Genomic DNA, 21,414 nt, shown 5'->3' with positions numbered 1-21,414 from the left:
AAGATATGTAAGCATCTAGCGCCATGCATGTGAATTAGTAATTTAGGCTGACACAGAATTCTGAACGCCCTCAAACTAGCTAACAGTTATCAATCATGTTCAAATACCACCATTATATTTAATGATTTAGGAACACACATGTCATCAACTAAACCTAGAACCACACGTTCTCGACGTTTAAGAAAGAAATTATATTTAGATGAATTTGCCGTTTATGGCTTTGAATTTTCTTGTGATCTTGGATGTGAAAACGAAGAGTCGCTTGACAACTTTATGGATGAACTAATCGATTTTATTGAAGCGCAACACCTTTGTTTAGGTGGCGGTGGCGACGAAAAGTCGTTTTCAGCATTTGTTTGCTCAGATGAACGTTATGGCTCGGCAACGCAGGAAAACATCCAAAATACGCACGATTGGCTGACCAAACATCAGTTGGTGTCGAATGTTAAAATGGGTGACTTGGTTGATGCCAACCATTGTTAGTTGCGGTTGGCTTTAGCGCTAACATACCACCATCATAAATTTAAAGAGCCTGCATTAAGCAGGCTTTTTGCGTTTAAGAGAATTAAAAAAGAAAATATGGTGACGTTATTAATTGGCTGTCAATTGGAAATACGGTTATTCGCAATAGTCGTCATTTTGACCCAATACTCGGTTCACCATTTTGTATGCGGTTTTAACACGTTCGCCAATCGGATAGTATTTATTTGCTAACATAGCAATGGCTAATTTTTTATGTGGGATCACTATGACATAAGCTCCAAAGCCATTGGTCGAACCGGTTTTGCTTAGTGCATAGTGTTTAAAACCTTGTGTAGTCGGGTTTAATTGTTTGACAGGCACATTGTTAAAAATCACCTCAAGTGAGTTTCCTTGTTTTAATGTACAAGGGTTAATTGGGTATTGAAATTTATCCCAAATTAAAGCCTGATGAAACATGCCCGTATCAAACAAACTAGCATGTGTATCTAGCATTGCCTTGTCGATTAAAGCGGTGCTATTCGAGTCTGCAAAATTAGCTTTAAGAAACTGTAACAGGTCTTTATTGGAGGTTTTAATCCCGTAGGCTTCATCGGCAAGTAATGAAGAGTTGAGTCTTACTCGTTGACCATTTTTATTGTTGCCCCAAGCGTAATTAGCTAATGCTTTTTGGGGAACCTCTAAGTAAGTATTAGTTAACTCAACAGGTGCAAGTAGCTCCTTTGTTAACAGCGTTGAAAAGTCAGTGTTATTTACCTGGGCGGTAAGCATTCCGAGTAAACCAATACTTGGGTTTGCATAGGCTCTTTGCGTACCGATTGCATCTTTTGGTTGCCAAGTTTGATAGTAATTTTCTAGCTCATTGGTAGTGTTAACATTATTTGGTAGCTGCAGTGGAAAACCGCCAGCAGTATGGGTTGCCAAATGAAGTACCGGTACTTTGCCAAGCGAAGTACCTTCTAAGTTACTCATGTAGTGCTCAATAGGGCGTTCAAAAGAAAGCTTTCCCTGTAATTGTGACTTGCTCGCCAAGGTTGCAGTAAAGAGTTTCGAGATTGAACCAACTTCAAATAGTGTACTTTGTGTAACGGGAGCGCCGCTTTGTTTATCCTGCACACCAAATTCAAAAAAATAATCTTTTTCATTGTATGACACAGCTACAGCCATGCCTGGGATGTCATTTTTCTTCATTAATTCAGGGATAAGTTGTTCAACAATGACAGGAATTGTTTGTTGCTTTTGTGGATTAGCAGCATTTCCGCAACCTCCAACAAAAAGCAGTGAAAACAACATCAAATAACGAGAGCAGTGACTTTTTGCCTCTAACATGAATAGGTAACTCCAACGTAATGAAATTTAAAATATAGATGTAGGTCGACAGTCATTTCAGTGATTCATAAATTGTTGGCAACCTGAGAATGTTCAAGGCAAATATAACACTTACCTCGAACCATAAAAGGGCAATCTTGAGATCAATTGTGGCAAAAATATGGCAGGGCGAATCAAGTTAAACGTTAACTTGGAACATAGCTACAGAGCTGTTGTTTAAGCCATTGTTGAAATTGTCGTTCTTTTATACCTACAGTGCCAGAAGGAAGCAGTGAAACGTAATTATGGCTCGACAAAACAAAGCCAAAAGGCGCAACGAGTCTGCCATTTTTTGAATCATCCTTTATTTAATGTGCTAAATCCAAAAACCATGCTGTTTTTTCTTAGTATATTTAGTCAATTAGTGCCAGTTGACGATAGCAGTAGTCACCAATTTGCATTCTTTTATGGCGTCTATATGTCTGCGATGCATATGATTTGGTTCTGTTTAGTTGCTTGGTTAGTTACGTCGAAGAAGGTGCTCGGTGTTTTTCATCGTGCGGGTCATAGAGTGAATCAAGTATGTGGCGTAGGGCTTATTGCATTTGGAGCTTCATTAGTACTTGCAAAATAACCGTACGGTACAAAGTAAAAGCTCATAGCCAATAAAATAATATGAGCTTTTACTTTTTCAGAGGTCTTTAGTTGGTGAGCTTACGCACGCGGTAACTACGGCCTTTCATTTTGCCTTCGCTAATGGTTTTTAGTGCCACCTTAGCAATGGTTTTATCTACCGCTACAAATGATGAAGTAGCTTGTACTTTAATTTTGCCAATTTGATCGCCCTTTATTGCAGGGTTTGCGGTTAAGCCACCCAGTATATCGCCCGGTCTTAGTTTGTTCTTTTTGCCACCGTCAATTTGTAGTGTCACCATAGCGGCTTGTACTTTTGTATTACTAAACACGCTATCGTTTGGTAAAGGCTCTGGTGCGATGCTTTGATTTAAATATTCCTCAAGGCGGATCACTTTATGCGCTTCTTTGTGGCTAATTAGTGAACATGCAACTCCCGTGTTACCTGCACGGCCTGTTCTGCCAATGCGGTGTACATGTACTTCTGGATCATGGGCAATATGATAGTTAATCACCATATCAACGTCGCTAACGTCAATACCACGTGCTGCAACGTCTGTGGCGATCAGTATGGTGATACTTTTGTTGGCAAAACGTATCAGTGTGCGGTCGCGATCTCGTTGTTCTAAATCGCCATGTAACGCACTACAGTCAAAACCTTGTTGGCTTAAGTTATCGGCAAGTGCCTGACACTCTACTTTGGTGTTACAAAAGACGATGGCAGAGGTAGGTTCAAATTGATATAGCAAGCGCTCAACGGCGTTAATGCGTTGGTCATTATTGTCTACTTCATAAAAGTATTGATTAATTGAGCTGTGATCATGTGTACTTTTAACTTCCACTTTCACTGGCTCAGTCATGATATGGCTAACCAACTGCTCAATTTTTTTCGGGTAAGTGGCACTAAAAAGTAAGTTTTGTCTTTCGCTAGGGCAGTCGGCAACAATGCGTTCAAGTGGCTCTTCAAAACCCATTTCCAGCATTCGGTCGGCTTCATCAAGTACTAAAGTATTCAGTTCAGCAAGCGATAAACGGTTTTTGCGCACGTGCTCTTCTACTCGACCTGGTGTACCAACAATAATATGGGCACCGTGTTCTAATGAACCAATTTGTGGGCCCATAGGTGCGCCACCACATAAAGTCAGTACTTTGATGTTATGAATAGCACGGGCAAGCTTTCTTATTTCAACGGCAACTTGGTCGGCCAGTTCACGCGTTGGGCATAACACTAATGCTTGCACTCTAAAGCGTTCAACTTTTAAGTTATGTAATAACGCCAAACCAAAGGCGGCGGTTTTTCCTGAGCCGGTTTTTGCTTGAGCGATAACGTCTTTACCTTGCAGCATTAAAGGTAATGACTGTGCTTGGATTTCCGTCATTTCGTTATAGCCTAAGCTGGCTAGGTTGGTGAGTAAATCATTTGAAAGTTCGGTTGACGAAAATGGTATAGACATGAAAAAGCTCTTAAATTCACTAAATGCCTAGTCGAAAAACAACTAAGCTTCAAAAGCGCAAGTATATCAGCATAGGCCAGTATTAAGTTAGTAAATGGTTTAGTTATTATATTTTGAGTGTGATTTTGCTTATGCAGCGCCTTAAAAATAGTGCTGAATATTGATTAAAAACCTTAAGTAATGTTTCCAACCTAATGCTTTTAAAACCTTTTCTCTAAAATTATTTCAACTAATTTAAAAAAAGCGGTTGAAAATACGAATAGTTATCGTTAATATCCTGCCGAAATTTTTCCACTAAGGATGAAACATGCACAAACCCGCACTCAGCTTACTCTCCATACTTGTATCAGCAGGCATATATGCCAATGAGCTACCACCACAACAAGATAAAGATATGGAGCATATTATTGTCACTGGTAGCCGTGTTGCTGAAAATATTGACGAAGTTACAGCGTCTGTGGAAGTGATCAGTTTTGCTGAATTGGAAAAAACCTTACAAGTAACCGCTGAGTTACAATCAATTCTTGCCTTACACGTACCAGGTATGGGGCCAAATACCGGCACCAATAGTAGCTCAGGTCAAAACTTAAGAGGGCGTAATGCCTTAGTGTTGATTGATGGTTTACCGCAATCAACACCGCTTAGAAGTGGCCGATTAGCGATTCGTTCAATTGATCCAAGTGCCATTGCTCGTGTTGAAGTGATTAAAGGTGCTACGTCCATTTATGGTAATGGTGCTGCAGGCGGTATCATTAACTACATTACCAAAAGAACGGCTGACCAAGACGGCTTTAACGGTAAAGTGAATTTATCAACAAACTTCTCAGCGGTTGATACTGACGACAGTGTTGGAAAACGTGCTGATCTGACTTTAGATGGTCGAAGTAATAACCTGAGTTATGTGGTGAATGCCGCGTTTGAAGATAATGGCATAATCAAAGATGCCGACGGCGATCCTCTTGGTCTAATTTATGGCTTGTCAGGTTTTGAATCAAAAAACCTATTTACCAAAGTTGCTTATGATCTAGACCAAGACAGCGGCCTATTGTTTAGCTACAACTATTTTGAAGGGCAACAAAAAACCGATTACATTAGTGTTGATAGTAACCGCAATACTGGTGTGAAAAGTTATGCTAAGAAAAATAAAGAGGGCATTACTGAGCCAGGCGATCCGCAAGGACCTCGTGGTAACCACAATGTACGTGTTCAATATGAACATGCCGCAATTTTTGATAATACCCATTTTACCGGTGACTTTTATTGGCAACAGTTAGAAAACGTATTTTTCTACAGCACAAAATTTAGAGATCCAGAACTGAACTTAGACGGTGGTCAGTCAATGATTGAGTCTGAGAAAAAAGGTGTTAGAGGTAACTTTAACACCGAGTTTGATTTGGAAAACACACAAGTTAATTTAATTTACGGTATTGATGTACTTAATGATGTTACCGCGCAAAGCATGGTAGATGGCAGAGCGTGGACGCCAAAAATGGACATGGACAACATGGCGGTTTATTTACAATCGAAATTTGTCATGAACGAAAACTGGGTGTTAAAAGCCGGGGTTCGCCATGAAGAAATTGACGTTACCGTTGCTGATTTCAAAACGTTAATGGTGTGCCGTAAAGTATGCAGCGAATCATTAGATGTTAAAGGTGGTGACTTAAGCTATAGCGCAACAACCTATAACTTAGGCTTACGATACAACGCAATTGACGCATTCACACCATTTGTTAGTTACTCTGAAGGTTTCAACGTATTAGATTTAGGAAGAACGTTACGTACGTCAGATGCGCCAAACCTATCTGAAATAGATACCGAAGCGTCAATTATCAAAAACTACGAACTAGGTTTTGAAGGTACTCAAGGCATTTATAACTACCAATTTGCGGCATTTATTAGTAAGTCAGACGTTGGTACAAGCTTAAAAGAAAACCCGGTGACAGGGAAATATGAAAGCATTCGCTCACCTCAAGAAATTTATGGTTGGGAAGTGGCACTTGGTGCACAGGCAACTGACAATTTAACTTTAGGTATTAACTACAGTTGGGTTGAAGGCAAAGATACCGACAATGATGAGTACCTAAACGGTAGCACCATTAATCCTCCAAAATTAGCGGCTTATGCAGACTACCGTGTGAATGAGCAGTGGGACATGTCACTTTCTTTAATGCATGTAGGTGACAGAAAACGCTTTAAGCCTGTTGACGGCGCATACACAGGCACAGAAGGGCCGGTAAGTGCGTATTACGTGGTAAATTACAATACTTCGTACCAGGTATCGGAACAGCTAGATTTCTACTTAGGCATTGAAAATTTACTCAACAATGATTACTTCCCAGCGCGCTCACAGTCGTATACCGGCAATGGCTACAATGTAAAAGGCAAGGGGCGTACTATTAATCTTGGTATGAGCTACAGCTTTTAATTAAAAAAATTAGTCGTTATTCGTGTTATAGAGAAAGGGCCTTTTGAGCCCTTTCTTATTTTAGACAGCACGGTGGTGAGTATTCTCTATGCTTCACCATTTCTTAAACCACATCAAACGTATTTTTTGGACTGTCTAACTTAGGTGAGTTGATCTCCCTTTAATAAATTAAAGATAATCAGATTAACTTCACCCATAAAAAAGTATAACAAGATGAATTTATCTAAATTGTCATATCTGGCTATACCCGCAGTTACTTTATTATTGAGTAATCAAGCTTTGGCAAGCCAAGTTAGCCAACAGCGTCCGCTTGAATTGGCGGATATCATGAAATTTAAATCAATTGTCGCTCCGCAAATTACCGAGCAGGGCACGTGGATTGGTTATGCTGCAATGCCAGATCGTGGCGATAGTAGTTATCATATAGTTTCAACAGAATCAGGTGTGCGTTACGAGGTTGAATTTGGCTCTAGAGCGAAATTTAGCAGTGATGGGCGCTTTGTTGCCGTCACCGTTAAACCTGAGTTTCTAAAACTTGAACAAGCGGATAAAAAAGCCAAAAAGAAACTTAAAGACAAACTTGTGGTGATCGAACTAGCTAGCGGTAAACGCCATGAATTTGAAGGCTTTGAAAGTTTTGAACTAAGCGATAACGCGGGTTTTGTTGCGCTGGTTAAAAAACAAGAGAAAAAGAAAAAATCAGATAATCAAAGCATAGATAAAGCACAATCAACGTCTGAAGTTGCCGCTGAAGAAGAAAACAATACGGAAGAAGCAACTGCAGCAACAGAAGCAAGCAATAAAGAAACTGTTGCTAAGCTACACAATGAAAAGCGCATTGAAAAAAATATCACCTTAATCAACTTAGCCGATCTAAGTGAACAAACCCTTGTTGATGTAGACAGTTTTGCTTTTTCTCCTGAAAAGCCTTTGTTCGCCTACAGTACATCAACCAAAGATGGCCTTGATAATCAACTGCAAGTTATCAACTTAACAAACAATAAATCGAACTTAGTAGTTGACCAAGATGTACAAGCATTTAGTAAATTAAGTTGGGGTCAAAAAGGTGAACAACTCGCCTTTTTACAAGGCAGCTTTACTGAAGAAAACGATGAAAGAGCACAGCAAGTTAAAATTTGGTCGAGCAAAAATAACAAGCTAACAACAGTGAAACATGACGCTTCTGATTGGTTTGTTAGCGACAAATACAAGCTTAATTGGAGCCAAGACAATAACCGTTTGTTTGTTGGATTAAAACCTGTTCAAGCCAAAGAAGAAGAGTTTTCAACAAAACCGGAAGTGGCAGCAGATTTGTATGATACCGATAAGCTAGTAGCAGATCGCAACTTACAAATTTGGCATGGTGATGACCCACTAATCAAAACCAATGAAAAACACCAATATAAACAAGATAAGCGACACACATATCGCGCGGTTTATCATCTAAAAAGCAAAAAGTTTGTGCAACTTGCTGACCAAGAGCTAAATAATGTAAGAACCACAGACAATAGCAAAGCAACCATTGGCAGTTCAGATAAGAAGTATCGCAAACTGCGCACGTGGCAGGGCTTTTACAGTGACTTTTATGTGGTTGATTTAAAAACAGGTAAAAGGTCACTAATTGCTGAGAAATTATCTAGCTATTCACCGGTTAGCTTAAGTGAATCTGGTCGTTATGCGGCATTTTACCAAGATGAAAATATTTGGGCATTTGATCGTAAGTCGAACAAAACCATTAACTTAACGGATACTTTAGGTAACAAATTTGCTGACGAAGATCATGACCGTCCAAGTGAAGTGCCTGGTTATGGTATTGCAGGTTGGTTAGAAGATGATGAAGGTGTATTAGTTTATGACAAATACGACATTTGGCTGTTAACGTTAAAACAAAAAGACGCTAAGTGTTTAACTTGCACCGTTGGCCGCCCTAATACGCTGCAATTTCGTATTAATAGATTAGACAGAGAGCAAACTTACTTTAAAGACGACGAAACGCTATTACTTACTAGTTACAACGATCAACATAAAAACTACGGTTTTTATCAACTGAATTTAAAAACAGGTGAACTGGTAAAACAGCGTGAAGAAAACAAAAAGTTTAACTTTATTGCTAAAGCAAAAGAGGCCAATAAACTGCTGTTTACCCGTGAAGATTTTAATGAGTTTCCTGACTTATGGGTGTCTGATCTTAATACCGCGAACGGTAAAAAATTGACTAACGTTAACCCACAAAAAGACGAATTTTTATGGGGTAATGCAGAGTTGGTTGACTGGCGTTCAGCCATGGGTGTTAAACACCAAGGTGTGTTGATCAAACCTGCTAACTATGTACCAGGGCAGAAATATCCGGTGGTGGTTTATTACTATCGCCGTTTTTCACAGCGTCTTTATGAATTTAATACCATGAAGGTAAACCATAGACCAAACTTCCCTTATTACACGTCAAATGGCTACGCGATATTTTTACCTGACGTTCATTTTGAAATAGGTACGCCTGGACACTCAACCAATAAATCAATTGTACCTGGTGTACAAAAGTTAATTGATATGGGCATCGCTGATGAAAACGCTATTGGTTTACATGGCCATAGCTGGAGTGGTTACCAAACACTTCACGCGATTACGCAAACTGATGTTTTTGCGGCAGCTGTTTCGGGGGCACCAGTATCTAATATGACCAGTGCTTATTCAGGTATTCGCTTAGGTACCGGATTAGCACGTCAATTCCAATACGAAACAGGGCAAAGCCGTATTGGGCCAAGCCTATTTGAGCGTCGTGATTTATACATTGAAAATTCACCAGTATTTTTTGCTGATCGTATTAATACCCCGTTATTGATTCAATTTGGTGACATTGATGATGCAGTGCCGTGGCAGCAGGGTATTGAAATGTATCTAGCAATGCGTCGTTTAGATAAAAACGTCATTATGTTGCAATATGAGGGTGAACCACACCATTTGAAAAAATACCCAAATAAAGTGGATTACACCATCAAAATGAAACAATACTTTGACCATTATTTAAAAGGTATACCAGCGGCAAAATGGATGGTTGAAGGTGAAGCCTACCGTGAAAAGAAAAAGAAATAACGATTGTTAAAATCATAAAGCTATCGTTAACAAGGTCATGCTGGTCATGACCTTTTTTATGGCATTTAACTTGCTGTTTCAATATTCATAAGGCATTTCAAACCAAATACATCAGTCTAATGAAAGGAACTCTGTCATGAATGTTAGCACGGTCAATTCGTTAAACCCTATATACGCTGCGCAAGGTTCACGTGAATATTCAAATGTTCAGCAAACGCAATCACAACCCAATAAGCTAACGACGGACTCGGTTACCATCAGTGAACAGGGCAAAAATGCACAATCTAATTGGCAAAATATTGCCGCTAACTACAATGTGAATAACATTACTGGGGCAGACGCTCGTCAATTATCTAAAGACTTATTTGAAGGGGGCTTTATCGGCCGAGGTGAAATGATGGCGATTGGTGCTCCTATGTCGATGAATGAAAACCCCTATCAGACCTATGATTTATTGGGAGATATGCGTTACACCTTTGATTTGACCTCTTCGATGGGCGGCCATAATAAAGCGTCTAGTGAGTTTTATTTAAAATCTATTGATGTACTAACAAGATTAAAACAAACCCGAGATGACGCTGCATAGCATGATTATTTAAGCTTGATACGATAAAAAAACGCCTGAGCAGTTATGATGCTACTCAGGCGTTTCTATTTATAAAGGTTAAACCTTAGATTTTAACCAAGCCTTGCCAACTTTTGATTAGCATAAGCCCTAGCTTTAGCTATTTTTCCGCTGGTGCCGTGGCCTAATTTATACAAAATATAATAACAATATGGCACAAACGCTAAACTGGTAATGGTAGAGAAGATCAACCCACCAATAATGGCAATCGCCATAGGTTTGTAATCCAAAACACCTGAATCGGCAGAGCTACTGTCAAACAACACCGGCATCATACCAATCACTGTGGTGGCAACTGTCATCAAGATTGGCCGTAAGCGTGTTGAACAGGCTTCAATGATGGCTTGTTTTAAATGTTCTGCTGAGCCTTTAAAGCGGTTGATTTGGTCAATCAGTACAATACCGTTATTCACCACGATCCCCATTAAAACTAACATGCCGATCATGCCAGTTTCACCTAAGCCCATACCCAAAGCAGCAAAGGTCCAATAAACACCAACAAACCCTAAGCCAATTGAGCTTAAAATAGCGATTGGAAGCAATAACGATTCAAACAATGCAGCCATGATCATGAAAATCAAACACAAGGCGATTAACATGTTAAAGCCCATTTGTTTCATTGACTCATCTTGTTCGGCAAATTTAGGACCAAGCCCCCAAGAGTAACCCTTAGGTAGGGTAATGGCGCTCATCAACTCTTCAATCGACTTGGCTGCTTCCTTATGACTAACATCAACAAGGTTCATTTCAAGTGCCAGTTGAGTTTGACGATCCATGCGCGAAATTCGACTTGGTGCAGGGCGTGTTTCGATAGTAACCAACTGTTGTAAAGTAAGTACTGCGCCGTTTGATTCCATCACAGGCAAACGCTTAAATTCATTCATTGGTATGGCGTCTTTTTCGAAGTAACCTGCCACAATTTGTACTTCACCTTTGTCGATGGTGCGCATGGTTTTTAGGTTGATACCTCGAACGGCATTACCAATTTTTCCGGCAATTTCCTGAGTAGAAACACCAAGCTGCATGGCACGCTGACGGTCAACAATCAGCTGCATTTCGTACATGTCGCCTTCACTGCCATTACGCACTTCAGAAAAGTGCGGATGGGCTTCCAGCACAGGAATCAACTGTTCAGCCAAATCATTTAATTTAGAAGTAGAACGACCAAATAAAAACACACTTACTGATGTGCGAGAGCCTTCTTCACGACGAAGAGATGCTTTGGCATAGGCAGAAATCGGGAAGTTTTCTTTGATGTCTTTTTTAATGTCTTCGATTGGTCTTGGCAAATCTTCAACAAATTCAATATTTGACCAAGCGCCGCGAGAAAACACGCCAGAATAAAGCTTTTTAATGCCCAAAGACGATTTATTGGTCAATAAATAAGACTCAACTTGCTTAAGAAAATCGAGTTTCTTTTCTAACTCTGGTTCACCGTTAAACTCATAAAATATACGTAATCGTTTTTGAGATTGAGCATCACTTGAGCTTTTATCTACCATGCTTTTAGCCATCATCACACTAACAAACATGATAAGGAAAAAGGCACCAACACGTTTTGGGTTTGATAAACCCCAATTAAGCACATTACGATATTTTTGCTGAGCGCGATCTGAACCCGCTTCGTTGTCTGTCGCGCTTTCGGGTAAAACGCGGTACATACATAGCGGAATTAATGTTTTGGCAACTAACAAGGAAACCAATAAAGGTACACAAATAGACACCGCCACTTGCTGTAACATCACAGTAAAAAAGTTACCTTCACCCATTTGTAACGGTAAAAAAATCACGACTGTGGTAAGGGTTGCGCTTAAAATAGCAACACTGACATTATCTACACCTTCAACCACAGCTAGTTTACCTGTGTGGCCTTTAGCCCGTTGCTGCAATATGCTTTCACACACCACAACCGAGTTATCAATAAGCAAACCGATGGCAATGATAAGGCCGAGCAGGGTTAACATGTTTAAGCTAAAGCCCATAAAATAAATGATGGCCAATGAAATGCTTAAAGAGACAGGAACGGCTAATACCACAACGCTGGTTAGTTTTAAGTTGCGTAAAAAGAACCACAAGACAAAAAATGATAAAACCGCACCAATTGCTCCGGCTTTTAGCAATGAAGCAATTGACACTTCAACACTGTGGCCATCGTCGCGGTCATAATCAATATTGATATGTTGCAGTTGAGGTTTATTTTTCGCCTCTTCAATGACCGCTTTAATTGCTGTCGAAACGTCAACAACGTTCGCATCTGATTCTCTAAAAATGTCCAATCCTACGGCAGGTTGACCATTGATACGGCGCTGGAACTGGCGTTCGGTCAGGGCATACTCGACGCTAGCAATATCAGATAAACGAATGCGCTCGTTAATGCGCTGTGCTCGAATATCTTCAATATTTCGGTATTGACCTTGTGGCGTTACCGTATAGCGATAGTCATTGGTTTGAACTTCACCCACAGACTTTAAAAAGTTAGCTTGTCTAAGTGCTTGGGTGACTGTTTGAATATCAATACGGTTCATCGCAATTTTATCTGGGTCGAGCTGGATCCAAACACGCGGTTGTTGCAAATACAGTTCAACACGACCAACACCTGAAATACGCTCTAACGGCATTTTTAGGTGCTTTTCTAAAAATTCATAATCGCGAGATAACGATTTATCACTGAGCAAAGTGAGTTCAACAACAGGAATATCCTGCGTAGAAAACTTCATAACATCAACACGTTCTAAATCTTCAGGTAGCAGGTGCCTTACCATGTCAACTTTTTCACGCGCTTCTAATATGGCGCTATTTAAGTCAGCGGTAAACTTCATCTGCAAGGTCAGCATTGCCCAACCAGAAGAGGTTTGTGACCGAATAACATTGATACCACTCATGGTTGATAATGCTTCTTCGAGCGGCTTAGTAATTAAGCGTTCAATTTCTTCTGGGGTTGAACCAGGATATGAGGCGCGAATATTAACCTGCGGCGCATTTACCGCAGGCCAACTATCAAGAGGGATCAGCTTACTGCTGATTAAACCTGCGGCAAACATTGATAACATCAACATAAAGCAGGTCACTGGCCGTTTTAGGGCCAGTGCAGTGATATTTTTTGTTTGATCAACCAGCTTCATATTCGGCCTTTTGCAATGTGGCTGAGTCAGTCACTTTGTCACGGTTAAACAAGCTATACATCACAGGGATAAGAACTAGCGTTAAGAATGTGGCAATCAATAAACCACTCATTACGGTAATGGCAAGTGGTGCACGTAGCTCAGAACCTTCTCCTGTCGCCATTGCCATTGGCAATAAACCTAAGATAGTCGTCATGGTGGTCATGATGATAGGGCGTAAACGCGAATTGGCAGCGTCTATAATCGCGTCGGCGATTGTCATACCTTGTTCACGTAATTGGTTAATTCTATCAATTAATACAATGGCGTTATTAACCACAATACCACTTAACATGATAAGACCAATAAAGGTGATAACACTTAAATTGGTGCCTGTCATAAACAAACCAAATATTGACCCAAGCACCGCCAACGGCACACTGAATAAAATAATAAATGGGTTTAATAAAGACTCAAACTGTGACGCCATTACTAAATAGACCAAAAATACCGCTAACAATAAGGCCATAATAAGCGAAGAATAGGCTTCTTCCATTTGCTGATTTTGCCCTATCACTTGGCTATAAATTTGTTCTGGCAAACCTAATGAGTCAACGTTATTACGTACGGTTTGTGCAGCAGTGGCTAAATCGCCTTCAACTACCGATGCCGTGATAATAGCAACTCGAGCTTGATCTAAGCGGTTTATTTCATTTGGACCAATGGATTCAGTGACCTTTGCGACCACAGAAAGTGGAACACTTTGACCGTCTTGTCCGTGAATTAACATGTCACGAATAGCGGCTACAGAGTTTCTGGCATTGCGATCTACTTGCACCAAAATATCTACTTGGCGATCATCAAAGTTATATTTACTAGCGACGTCACCACCAATTTTAGTGGCAAGAATATCGGTAACACTTGATGCAGTAATACCTAAACTACTTAAACGTTGATGGTCGAATTCAATTTTTAGCTCGGGTTGACCTGAGCGAAGTGATGTCGTGACATCAGAAAATTGACCTTGCTGTTGTAATTTAGCAACTAGGTTATCGGCATAGTATTTAAGCTCATCTAATTGATAGCCACTTAATACCACCACTAACGGACGCTCTTGTTCAAACAATCGGCTTTGGGTAAATTCCGCATTAACTTGCGCCATGTTAGCAATTTGAGCTCGTAGCGTTTCTTGCACGGCTTTTAATTGCTCTGGCGTTTGGGTTTTTACGACTAATTGACCCCAGTGAGAGCCACCGCGAGTTGCGCTGCTCATCATCAAACTACCAGTACCCGACATGCTATATGTGTGAACCACACCAGGCATATCAACTACTGATTGTGCCAACAGGTTAAGCTGCTGATCGGTTTGTTCAATAGGCGTACCTTGTCGAAGTGTAATTTCTAAGGTTAATTCAGTTTGCGCAACTTCTGGCATTAATTCCATGCCAATTCTAGGCAGTAAACTAGCGACAGCTAAAGCAAACAACAAACACAGAGAGACTACAACCATACGTTGTTGCATCGCCATTTTTAACAGCTTTTCATAGCCACTGGCGAAGATGTTAAATATACGGTTAAAGGCGAGGTATGCTGGGTACGTAATTTTGCTAGCACACCAACTTAACACCTTTGACACCATCATAATGATGCGGATAAACCAACGGCCAATAAAACATGGAATGCTGACCAAAATAAATTTAAACGGCAATGTGGCATAACCAAGCCACTTTTTAACTCCTGACTTTGCAGGCTTGTCGTCAATTTGAACAACGCTGTTGGCGTTATCAGGAATTGAAAAGTCACGTGATGCCAACATAGGGATAAAACTTAGTGCCACAATCAATGAAGCAAGTAGGGCAAAGGTTACCGTTAATGCTTGATCGCTAAATATTTCGCCAGCAAAACCTGTGACAAAGGCAAGTGGTGCAAATACCGCTAATGTGGTTAAGGTTGATGCCGTTACCGCACCTGAAACCTCGTTGGTTCCTTCAATGGCCGCTTGTTCAGCGTTTTGTCCTTGTTCCTTTTTGCGATAAATGTTTTCTAACACCACGATGGCGTTATCCACCAATAAACCAACAGCTAAAGCAATACCACCTAAAGACATAATGTTTAAGCTGATATTGTTGGCAAACATTAAATTAAACGTGGCGATGATAGACGTTGGGATGGCAAGTGCGATAATGATCGTTGGTTTAAATTTGCCTAAAAATAGGTATAAAACCACGATAGCTAAAATACCACCGATAATGGCGGTTTGTTTAACTTCATCGATGGCTTTTTCAATAAATTCAGCTTGGTTTGATAAGATTTTCAATTCAGCATTTTCTGGTAAATCTTGCTGAATTTGCTGCATTTTAGCTTGAACTTTTTTAGCCACGGCAACGGTATTAGCATCACCTTCTTTGTAAAGGGCAAGCTCTATGGCTTCATTGCCATTAACACGCGTAATATCTTGGCGCTCTTTTACGCCGTCTACCACAGTGGCAATATCCCTTAAATAAACCGTTTGGCCTTCTTCTTGTTTGATGATGACATCACCAATTTCATCAATGCGAGTAAACTGGTTTAAAGTGCGTACTAAAAACTCTTGCTGACCATCAAAAACACGACCAGCCGACACATTGATATTTTCGCTTTTAATACGGTTAGTGATTGTTTCGGCAGTTACGCCACGCAGCATCGCCTGTTGTTGGTCAATAAGTACCTGAACTTCTTGTTCTAAACCACCACTTAACTGAACAGCCGCAACGCCATCGATTGGCTCTAACGCACGTTTTAGCTCCTGTTCTGCATAAGTTCGTAAAGAACGTAGTTGGGCATAAGAGCTAATATCACCAGAAACGCTTAATCGAATAATTGGGTCAAGCGATGGGTTAAATCTTAAAATGACAGGTTTTCGCAGTTCAACTGGTAACCGCACCATATCGAGCTTTTCTCTAAGCTCCATAATGGCCAGATCCATGTTAGTGCCCCATTGAAATTCAATAACAAGGTCAGATTGCCCCGGTTTAGAAATTGAGTGCAGTTTACGAATGCCTTTAACAACACCGACCGCTTCTTCAATGGGTTTAGAGATTAATTGTTCTATTTCTGCTGGCGCAGCGCCAAGGTTTTCGGTGCGAACGGTTAGGGTGGGGTAACTTAAATCTGGCAGTAATGAAACCACCAGACGAGAAAATCCCACCATACCAAACAACATCACCGCCAGTACCAACATAGTAATGGTCACTGGGCGCTTTACAGCAAGCCTAGCTATATTCATAAATAGTCCTTACTTGTTGCAGAGATTACAGCGGCTGTGATGCTTCGCTAGCGTGCTCAACGTTGGCGCTTTTATCCTGATTCAACACATTTAACAAGGCGTCGTCTTTTAAACCGTGTTGGCCGATGGTAATCACACCGTCTTCAGGTGAAAGCGGAGTCATTACTTCTACCCAACCGTCTTGTGCGTATCCGGTTTCAACATCTAGTTTTTTCGCGCGGTTATCTTTAGCGATAAATATGCTAGCTTTACCGTCTTTTTTGATCACGGCATTTTCAGGTATTAATGTCACTGATTCTTTGCTATCAAGTAACAGAGCTACGCGCGCAAACATGCCTGGTTTTAATACGCCATCTTGGTTATCAATAGTTAAAGTCACTTTAAACGTGCCTAATTTACTATCAACCATAGGTGCTATGCGCAATACTTTAGCGTCGAGTGTTAAGTTTGGCTCTGCTGGAAAGGTTAACTGGGCAACTTGTCCAAGTTTTACTTGGCTAAGTTCTGATTCAGGTAAATAAACAATACCAATTAATGAGTCTAACGATACAACATGAAACATTTCATCGCCCACGCCACTTAACATGTTGTGTGCTTTTACTGAACGCTTGGCAATAACACCATCAATGGGTGATGTTACTTTACTGTCACGCAGTTTAATTCTAGCCACTTCCAATTGGTTTTCTGTGGTTTGAACTCTGAACCTTAATTTATCGAGATCTTTTTCTGAAATTAGTTGTTTACCATCTACAGGTTGGCTTCGTTGATATTCAGATTTTGCCGATTCAAAATCGATTTTTGCACGTTCATAATCAAGTTGATAATTACGTGGGTCAATTTGCGCTAGCATATCGCCAGCTTTTACACGCTGTCCTTCTTGCGCATGAACAGATTCAAGCATACCGGTCACTTTGTTGACCACTTTACTTTCTTGTTCGGCTTCTAAGATAGCGGTAGTTTGATAAAACTTGGCAACGTTACCTACTTTTGAAAAGGTAACTTCAACAGGAATGGCAAACTCTTTTTTCTTGTCTTTTTTCTGCTCTTTTTGATTTGCTTGATCTGACGGTTGTTTAGGTCCTTGTTCGCCTGAACAAGCTACTAATCCCATAACACTTAGCGCAATAAGTGATTTTTTTATTGTTATTGATAACGACATTTTTACCCTATTTAAAATGTGTTTTTTATTATTTGCTCACATCATAAGCGATAAGGATTCAAAAAAAAAACGATAAACTCAATAATTTGTAAACCCTTGTTACATATGTATCGGTCGGTTAGTGTTTCTATGTTTGACTAATGTGCGTATAGCCGCTGGTTGCGGCTATTAATCAGGTGCCTTAATTACTGAGTATAATGTGTTAAGAAGCAAACCAAGCGGGCAAGGTTTCACTTAATGCTGGAAATAAAGTCACGAGTGTTAACACCAACAACATCATGGCATAAAGCGGTAACATAGGTTTGATCATGGACTCTAATCGGCACTTGGCAACACTTGCGCCGACAAAAAGCACAGAGCCTACAGGTGGTGTACACAAACCAATAGATAAGTTCATTACCATAATAATGCCAAAATGAATATCAGATATACCCAGTGATTGAGCTACGGGTAAAAATATTGGTGTAAAAATTAGCACTGCTGGTGTCATGTCCATAAATGCGCCAACCACTAGCAGTAGTAAATTAATCAGCAACAATAACACTAGAGGGTTGCTGGATAACGTCAATAAACTTTCAGTGATAGTTTGTGGAATTTGCTCGTATGATAACAACCAAGACATGGCCGAAGACACAGCAATTAAAAAAAGAACTATCGCGGTAATTTGAACCGATTTTATTAACAAGGGAGTGATTTGTTTAACGCTTATTTCTTTGTAAATCCCCATAGCTAAAAATAGCGAATATAACACCGCAATGGCACCTGCTTCTGTAGCAGTAAAAACGCCAGCAATAATGCCACCAATGACGATAACAATTAACAGCAAACTTGGTACGGCTGCCCAAACTGCTTTTACCGTTTGTGATATCGGTAGGCGTTGGCCACGTAGGTAACCGCGTCGCATGGCATAAAAACCTGCTGTTAACATTAATCCACCAGCCAGTAATAAACCTGGAATATATCCGGCAAGAAATAAAGCGGAGACAGAAACACCGCCACTGGCAATGGCGTACAAAATTAAAATGTTGCTTGGTGGGATCAACATACCTGTTGTTGCACCAGTGACGGTGACTGCGCTTGCAAAAGCGCGGTCATAACCTTTTTGTTCCATTTGTGGCACCATAAAACTGCCAATAGCACTGGTTGCTGCTACTGCCGAGCCTGAAATACTTCCAAATAAGGTGCTGGATAACACGTTAACCATAGCGAGACCCCCGGGTAGGGCGCCAACTAATGCAAGTGCACAGTCAATTAAACGTTTGGCAATACCACCTTGGCCCATGATCAGCCCAGATAAAACAAAAAAAGGAATTGCTAACAAGGCAAAGCTATCAAGCCCGCCAACCATACGCTGTGCTAATGTAGTTACAGCTGGGATAAAATCAATGGTGCAAACCATGGTTGCCATAGTGGCAACCCCAATGGCAATGGCAATAGGCACATTGAGTAATAACAAGGCAAAAAAGAGGACGGCGAGAATTAGCGCGGTATAATCCATGTTAATGTTCCTTGTTATCGGTAGAGGTATTGTTACAGTGCTGAAGGTGAGCCAGCGCGGCAAAAGCCATCAATAGGCCTGAAATTGGCAAAACGGCATAAACATAGGCCATTTTTATACCGAGTGCGGCTGAACGTTGCACCGGAACCAAAGTTAGTTCTACTAAATTAACACCACCTACAATTAATACCGCAATCGAAAACAGTAAAGCACTGCAGTGAGCTAAAATTTTGCTCAACGTTTGCTGCTTTAACGAGAGTTTATTAATAACAAAATCCATACCGATATGAGCATTATCCATATAAGCGTAAGTCGCGCCCAATAGCCCAATCCAAATCAATAAAAAGCGTGCAATTTCTTCAGATACTGTACTAGGACTATTAAACAAGTAACGGCACACCACCTGCCACAAAACGGTAACAACAATGGCAGATAACAAACCCGCTAAAAAGAGCGCGAGGTAGTGTTTAATTTTTAGTAAAAGATATTGGTGCATTATTGAACCTCTGATTCAGCGACAGCCAAGGCTTTTATTTGCTTTAATAAGTCACCAATATCAGACCCGTCAAAGGCCTGATGTAAATGGGCAACTTTGTCTATAAATGGCGCTTTGTCAACATGTGTCACTCTCACCCCATGTGATTTAACATTATTTAACGCCTGTAGTTCTGCTTCTCGCCAAAGCCTTCTTTGCTCTTTTGCTGCATCAGTTGCCGCTTGTGCTAGCCAAGTTTGTTGATCACTACTCAATTGCTTGATGATATGAGCGCTAGCAATAATTACATCGGGTATTGCCGTGTGTTCATTAAGATTAAAGTCTTTACAAAGCTCGTAGTGACCGGAAGAATAAAAACTAGGCGGGTTGTTTTCTGCGCCATCGACAACACCTTGCTGCAAGGCGCCATAAAGCTCTGCCCAGGAAAGCGGCGTTGCTGCGCCGCCTAAGGCATTAACCAGTTTAACGGCTGAGGGGCTGTTCATCACGCGGATTTTTTTCCCTTTAAGATCGTCAGGGCTGTTAATTGCACCATGACAGCTATAAAAGCTGCGACTGCCTGCATCCATAAAGGCTAAACCTTGTAAATGTGCTTTATTCATCGTACTTAACACATGAGAGCCAATGTCACTGTCTAACACTGCCCACCGGTGTTGATAGCTTTGAAATACGTAAGGTAAACCAAATAGTTGCATTTCAGGAACAAATGACTCTAGAGTTGCCGCTGATACTTTGGTCATGGCTAAAGAGCCAATTTGCAGCAACTCTAACATTTCGCGCTCGTTACCCAACTGTCCACTTGCATATATTTTTAACTGCATTGTGCCGTTGGAATATTGCTCAAGGCGTTCGCCCATAAATTGTAATGCCTGATGCACTGAGTGGCGAGTGTCTAAGTTATGTCCAACTCGTAACACTTGTGTATCAGATGTTTCAGTGCATGCCGCAATGATCAAACATAGCGGCAATAAACAAAATAAACGGACAGATTGAGGTAACATTTTTGTAAGCTCTTGTCTTTAGTAAGTTATTTTAATTCTGTAGGATCATATTTATCCATGTCGCCGTAGTCTAGGTTCTCACCCGCCATCCCCCAAATAAAGGAGTAATTTGAAGTGCCTGCGCCTGAGTGAATTGACCAAGGTGGAGAAATAACGGCTTGACGGTTGTGCATCCAAATATGACGTGTTTGCTCTGGTTTACCCATAAAATGGCTTACTGCATTACTCTGTGGTACATCAAAATACAAGTAAGCTTCCATTCGTCTATCATGCTGATGTGCCGGCATAGTATTCCAAACACTGCCGGGCTTTAAGCAAGTAACCCCCATTTGTAACTGGCAAGTTTCAACAACACCGTTAATGATCAGCTGATAAATGCTGCGCTCGTTAGATGTTTCAAGTGAGCCCATTTCCAATACAGTTGCTTCACTTCGACCAACCTTTTTGGTAGGAAAGCTTTTATGTGCTGGTGCACTGTTGAAATAAAAGCAGGCTTGTTCACCATCAGGGTGATCTTTAAAAACCACCGATTGAACTCCAGCACCTACGTATAATGCCTCTTTGTTATCAAGCGTATAAGTGTGGCCGTCAACATCAACTTCACCTAATCCACCAATATTGATAATGCCTAGCTCTCTGCGTTCTAAAAAGTAGCTCGATTTGAGCGGGTCAATGGTTTCTAATGTTAAGTGGTCAGCCGTTGGCAAGGCGCCACCGACAATCATACGGTCGTAGTGGGTGTATACCATACTGATTCGGTTTTCCTGAAACAAATCATCAATAAGAAAATGTTGTCTCAGTGTTTCGGTATCAAATTGCTTCGCTTCGTTTGGACCAATAGCGTAGCGGCTTGTATAAAGGGTACTCATAACTGCA

At 40.6% G+C, this 21,414-nt stretch carries 14 protein-coding genes; 5 read left to right on the top strand and 9 right to left on the bottom strand.

The genetic code is table 11. The features are described 5' to 3' along the window. The first annotated feature begins 138 nt into the window (after nt 1-138). A complete protein-coding gene (locus tag IE199_RS13720; protein ID WP_189771559.1) occupies nt 139-483 on the top strand; it encodes a YggL 50S ribosome-binding family protein in 345 nt (114 codons plus the stop codon). Nucleotides 484-618: 135 nt separating this feature from the next. Here the strand turns inward: IE199_RS13720 and ampC are convergent, their stop codons facing one another. Then, nucleotides 619-1,809: a class C beta-lactamase gene (gene ampC, locus IE199_RS13715; RefSeq protein WP_189771558.1), complete on the bottom strand. Its 1,191-nt coding sequence runs from the start codon at nt 1,807-1,809 to the stop codon at nt 619-621. Nucleotides 1,810-2,032: 223 nt separating this feature from the next. On the opposite strand from ampC, the gene IE199_RS13710 reads away from it, so the two are divergent. Beyond that, nucleotides 2,033-2,422, top strand: a complete 390-nt coding sequence (locus IE199_RS13710; RefSeq protein WP_189772026.1) for a LysE family translocator — start codon at nt 2,033-2,035, stop codon at nt 2,420-2,422. Between the two features lie 67 nt (nt 2,423-2,489). Here the strand turns inward: IE199_RS13710 and dbpA are convergent, their stop codons facing one another. Beyond that, complete coding sequence (gene dbpA / locus IE199_RS13705; RefSeq protein ID WP_189771557.1) at nt 2,490-3,875, bottom strand: ATP-dependent RNA helicase DbpA; 1,386 nt, start codon at nt 3,873-3,875, stop codon at nt 2,490-2,492. 307 nt (nt 3,876-4,182) lie between these two features. Here dbpA and IE199_RS13700 point away from each other — a divergent pair, with 307 nt between their 5' ends. The 3 genes from IE199_RS13700 to IE199_RS13690 all read left to right on the top strand — a co-directional run bounded on the left by IE199_RS13700 (nt 4,183) and on the right by IE199_RS13690 (nt 9,979). Continuing rightward, on the top strand, nt 4,183-6,303 hold the full coding sequence (locus IE199_RS13700) for a TonB-dependent receptor (protein ID WP_189771555.1): 2,121 nt from the start codon (nt 4,183-4,185) through the stop codon (nt 6,301-6,303). Between the two features lie 213 nt (nt 6,304-6,516). After that, nucleotides 6,517-9,393 carry an alpha/beta hydrolase family protein gene (locus IE199_RS13695; RefSeq protein WP_189771553.1) on the top strand — a complete coding sequence of 959 codons (2,877 nt, stop codon included), beginning with the start codon at nt 6,517-6,519 and terminating at the stop codon, nt 9,391-9,393. A 136-nt stretch (nt 9,394-9,529) separates the two neighbouring features. Further along, a complete protein-coding gene (locus tag IE199_RS13690) occupies nt 9,530-9,979 on the top strand; it encodes a hypothetical protein (RefSeq protein ID WP_189771551.1) in 450 nt (149 codons plus the stop codon). Nucleotides 9,980-10,071: 92 nt separating this feature from the next. Here the strand turns inward: IE199_RS13690 and IE199_RS13685 are convergent, their stop codons facing one another. The 7 genes from IE199_RS13685 to kduI all read right to left on the bottom strand — a co-directional run bounded on the left by IE199_RS13685 (nt 10,072) and on the right by kduI (nt 21,407). After that, on the bottom strand, nt 10,072-13,140 hold the full coding sequence (locus IE199_RS13685) for an efflux RND transporter permease subunit (protein WP_189771549.1): 3,069 nt from the start codon (nt 13,138-13,140) through the stop codon (nt 10,072-10,074). Then, on the bottom strand, nt 13,127-16,384 hold the full coding sequence (locus tag IE199_RS13680; protein WP_189771547.1) for an efflux RND transporter permease subunit: 3,258 nt from the start codon (nt 16,382-16,384) through the stop codon (nt 13,127-13,129). The genes IE199_RS13685 and IE199_RS13680 overlap by 14 nt, the downstream gene beginning before the upstream one ends. A 25-nt stretch (nt 16,385-16,409) precedes the next feature. Next, on the bottom strand, nt 16,410-17,543 hold the full coding sequence (locus tag IE199_RS13675) for an efflux RND transporter periplasmic adaptor subunit (RefSeq protein ID WP_189771545.1): 1,134 nt from the start codon (nt 17,541-17,543) through the stop codon (nt 16,410-16,412). Between the two features lie 202 nt (nt 17,544-17,745). Beyond that, a complete protein-coding gene (locus tag IE199_RS13670) occupies nt 17,746-19,041 on the bottom strand; it encodes a TRAP transporter large permease (protein ID WP_189771543.1) in 1,296 nt (431 codons plus the stop codon). A 1-nt stretch (nt 19,042) separates the two neighbouring features. After that, nucleotides 19,043-19,537, bottom strand: coding sequence for a TRAP transporter small permease (locus IE199_RS13665; protein WP_189771540.1), 495 nt, complete (start codon nt 19,535-19,537; stop codon nt 19,043-19,045). After that, complete coding sequence (locus IE199_RS13660) at nt 19,537-20,538, bottom strand: TRAP transporter substrate-binding protein (protein ID WP_189771538.1); 1,002 nt, start codon at nt 20,536-20,538, stop codon at nt 19,537-19,539. Before IE199_RS13660 ends, IE199_RS13665 begins: the two co-directional genes overlap by 1 nt. Nucleotides 20,539-20,564: 26 nt before the next feature. Beyond that, nucleotides 20,565-21,407, bottom strand: a complete 843-nt coding sequence (gene kduI / locus IE199_RS13655; protein WP_189771536.1) for a 5-dehydro-4-deoxy-D-glucuronate isomerase — start codon at nt 21,405-21,407, stop codon at nt 20,565-20,567. Nucleotides 21,408-21,414: the final 7 nt, after the last annotated feature.

The sequence above is a fragment of the Thalassotalea marina genome, assembly GCF_014656435.1.
Taxonomy (GTDB): Bacteria; Pseudomonadota; Gammaproteobacteria; order Enterobacterales; family Alteromonadaceae; genus Thalassotalea_C; species Thalassotalea_C marina.
Note: the sequence above shows the minus strand (reverse complement) of the source record. Positions and strands in the feature narration are given on the sequence as shown.

Bases quoted from the DNA above. Each gene is read 5' to 3' on its own strand.
- IE199_RS13720 (WP_189771559.1), top strand. From the start codon at position 139: ATGTCATCAACTAAACCTAGAACCACACGTTCTCGACGTTTAAGAAAG.
- ampC (WP_189771558.1), bottom strand. From the start codon at position 1,809: ATGTTAGAGGCAAAAAGTCACTGCTCTCGTTATTTGATGTTGTTTTCA.
- dbpA (WP_189771557.1), bottom strand. From the start codon at position 3,875: ATGTCTATACCATTTTCGTCAACCGAACTTTCAAATGATTTACTCACC.
- IE199_RS13700 (WP_189771555.1), top strand. From the start codon at position 4,183: ATGCACAAACCCGCACTCAGCTTACTCTCCATACTTGTATCAGCAGGC.
- IE199_RS13695 (WP_189771553.1), top strand. From the start codon at position 6,517: ATGAATTTATCTAAATTGTCATATCTGGCTATACCCGCAGTTACTTTA.
- IE199_RS13690 (WP_189771551.1), top strand. From the start codon at position 9,530: ATGAATGTTAGCACGGTCAATTCGTTAAACCCTATATACGCTGCGCAA.
- IE199_RS13685 (WP_189771549.1), bottom strand. From the start codon at position 13,140: ATGAAGCTGGTTGATCAAACAAAAAATATCACTGCACTGGCCCTAAAA.
- IE199_RS13680 (WP_189771547.1), bottom strand. From the start codon at position 16,384: ATGAATATAGCTAGGCTTGCTGTAAAGCGCCCAGTGACCATTACTATG.
- IE199_RS13675 (WP_189771545.1), bottom strand. From the start codon at position 17,543: ATGTCGTTATCAATAACAATAAAAAAATCACTTATTGCGCTAAGTGTT.
- IE199_RS13670 (WP_189771543.1), bottom strand. From the start codon at position 19,041: ATGGATTATACCGCGCTAATTCTCGCCGTCCTCTTTTTTGCCTTGTTA.
- IE199_RS13665 (WP_189771540.1), bottom strand. From the start codon at position 19,537: ATGCACCAATATCTTTTACTAAAAATTAAACACTACCTCGCGCTCTTT.
- IE199_RS13660 (WP_189771538.1), bottom strand. From the start codon at position 20,538: ATGTTACCTCAATCTGTCCGTTTATTTTGTTTATTGCCGCTATGTTTG.
- kduI (WP_189771536.1), bottom strand. From the start codon at position 21,407: ATGAGTACCCTTTATACAAGCCGCTACGCTATTGGTCCAAACGAAGCG.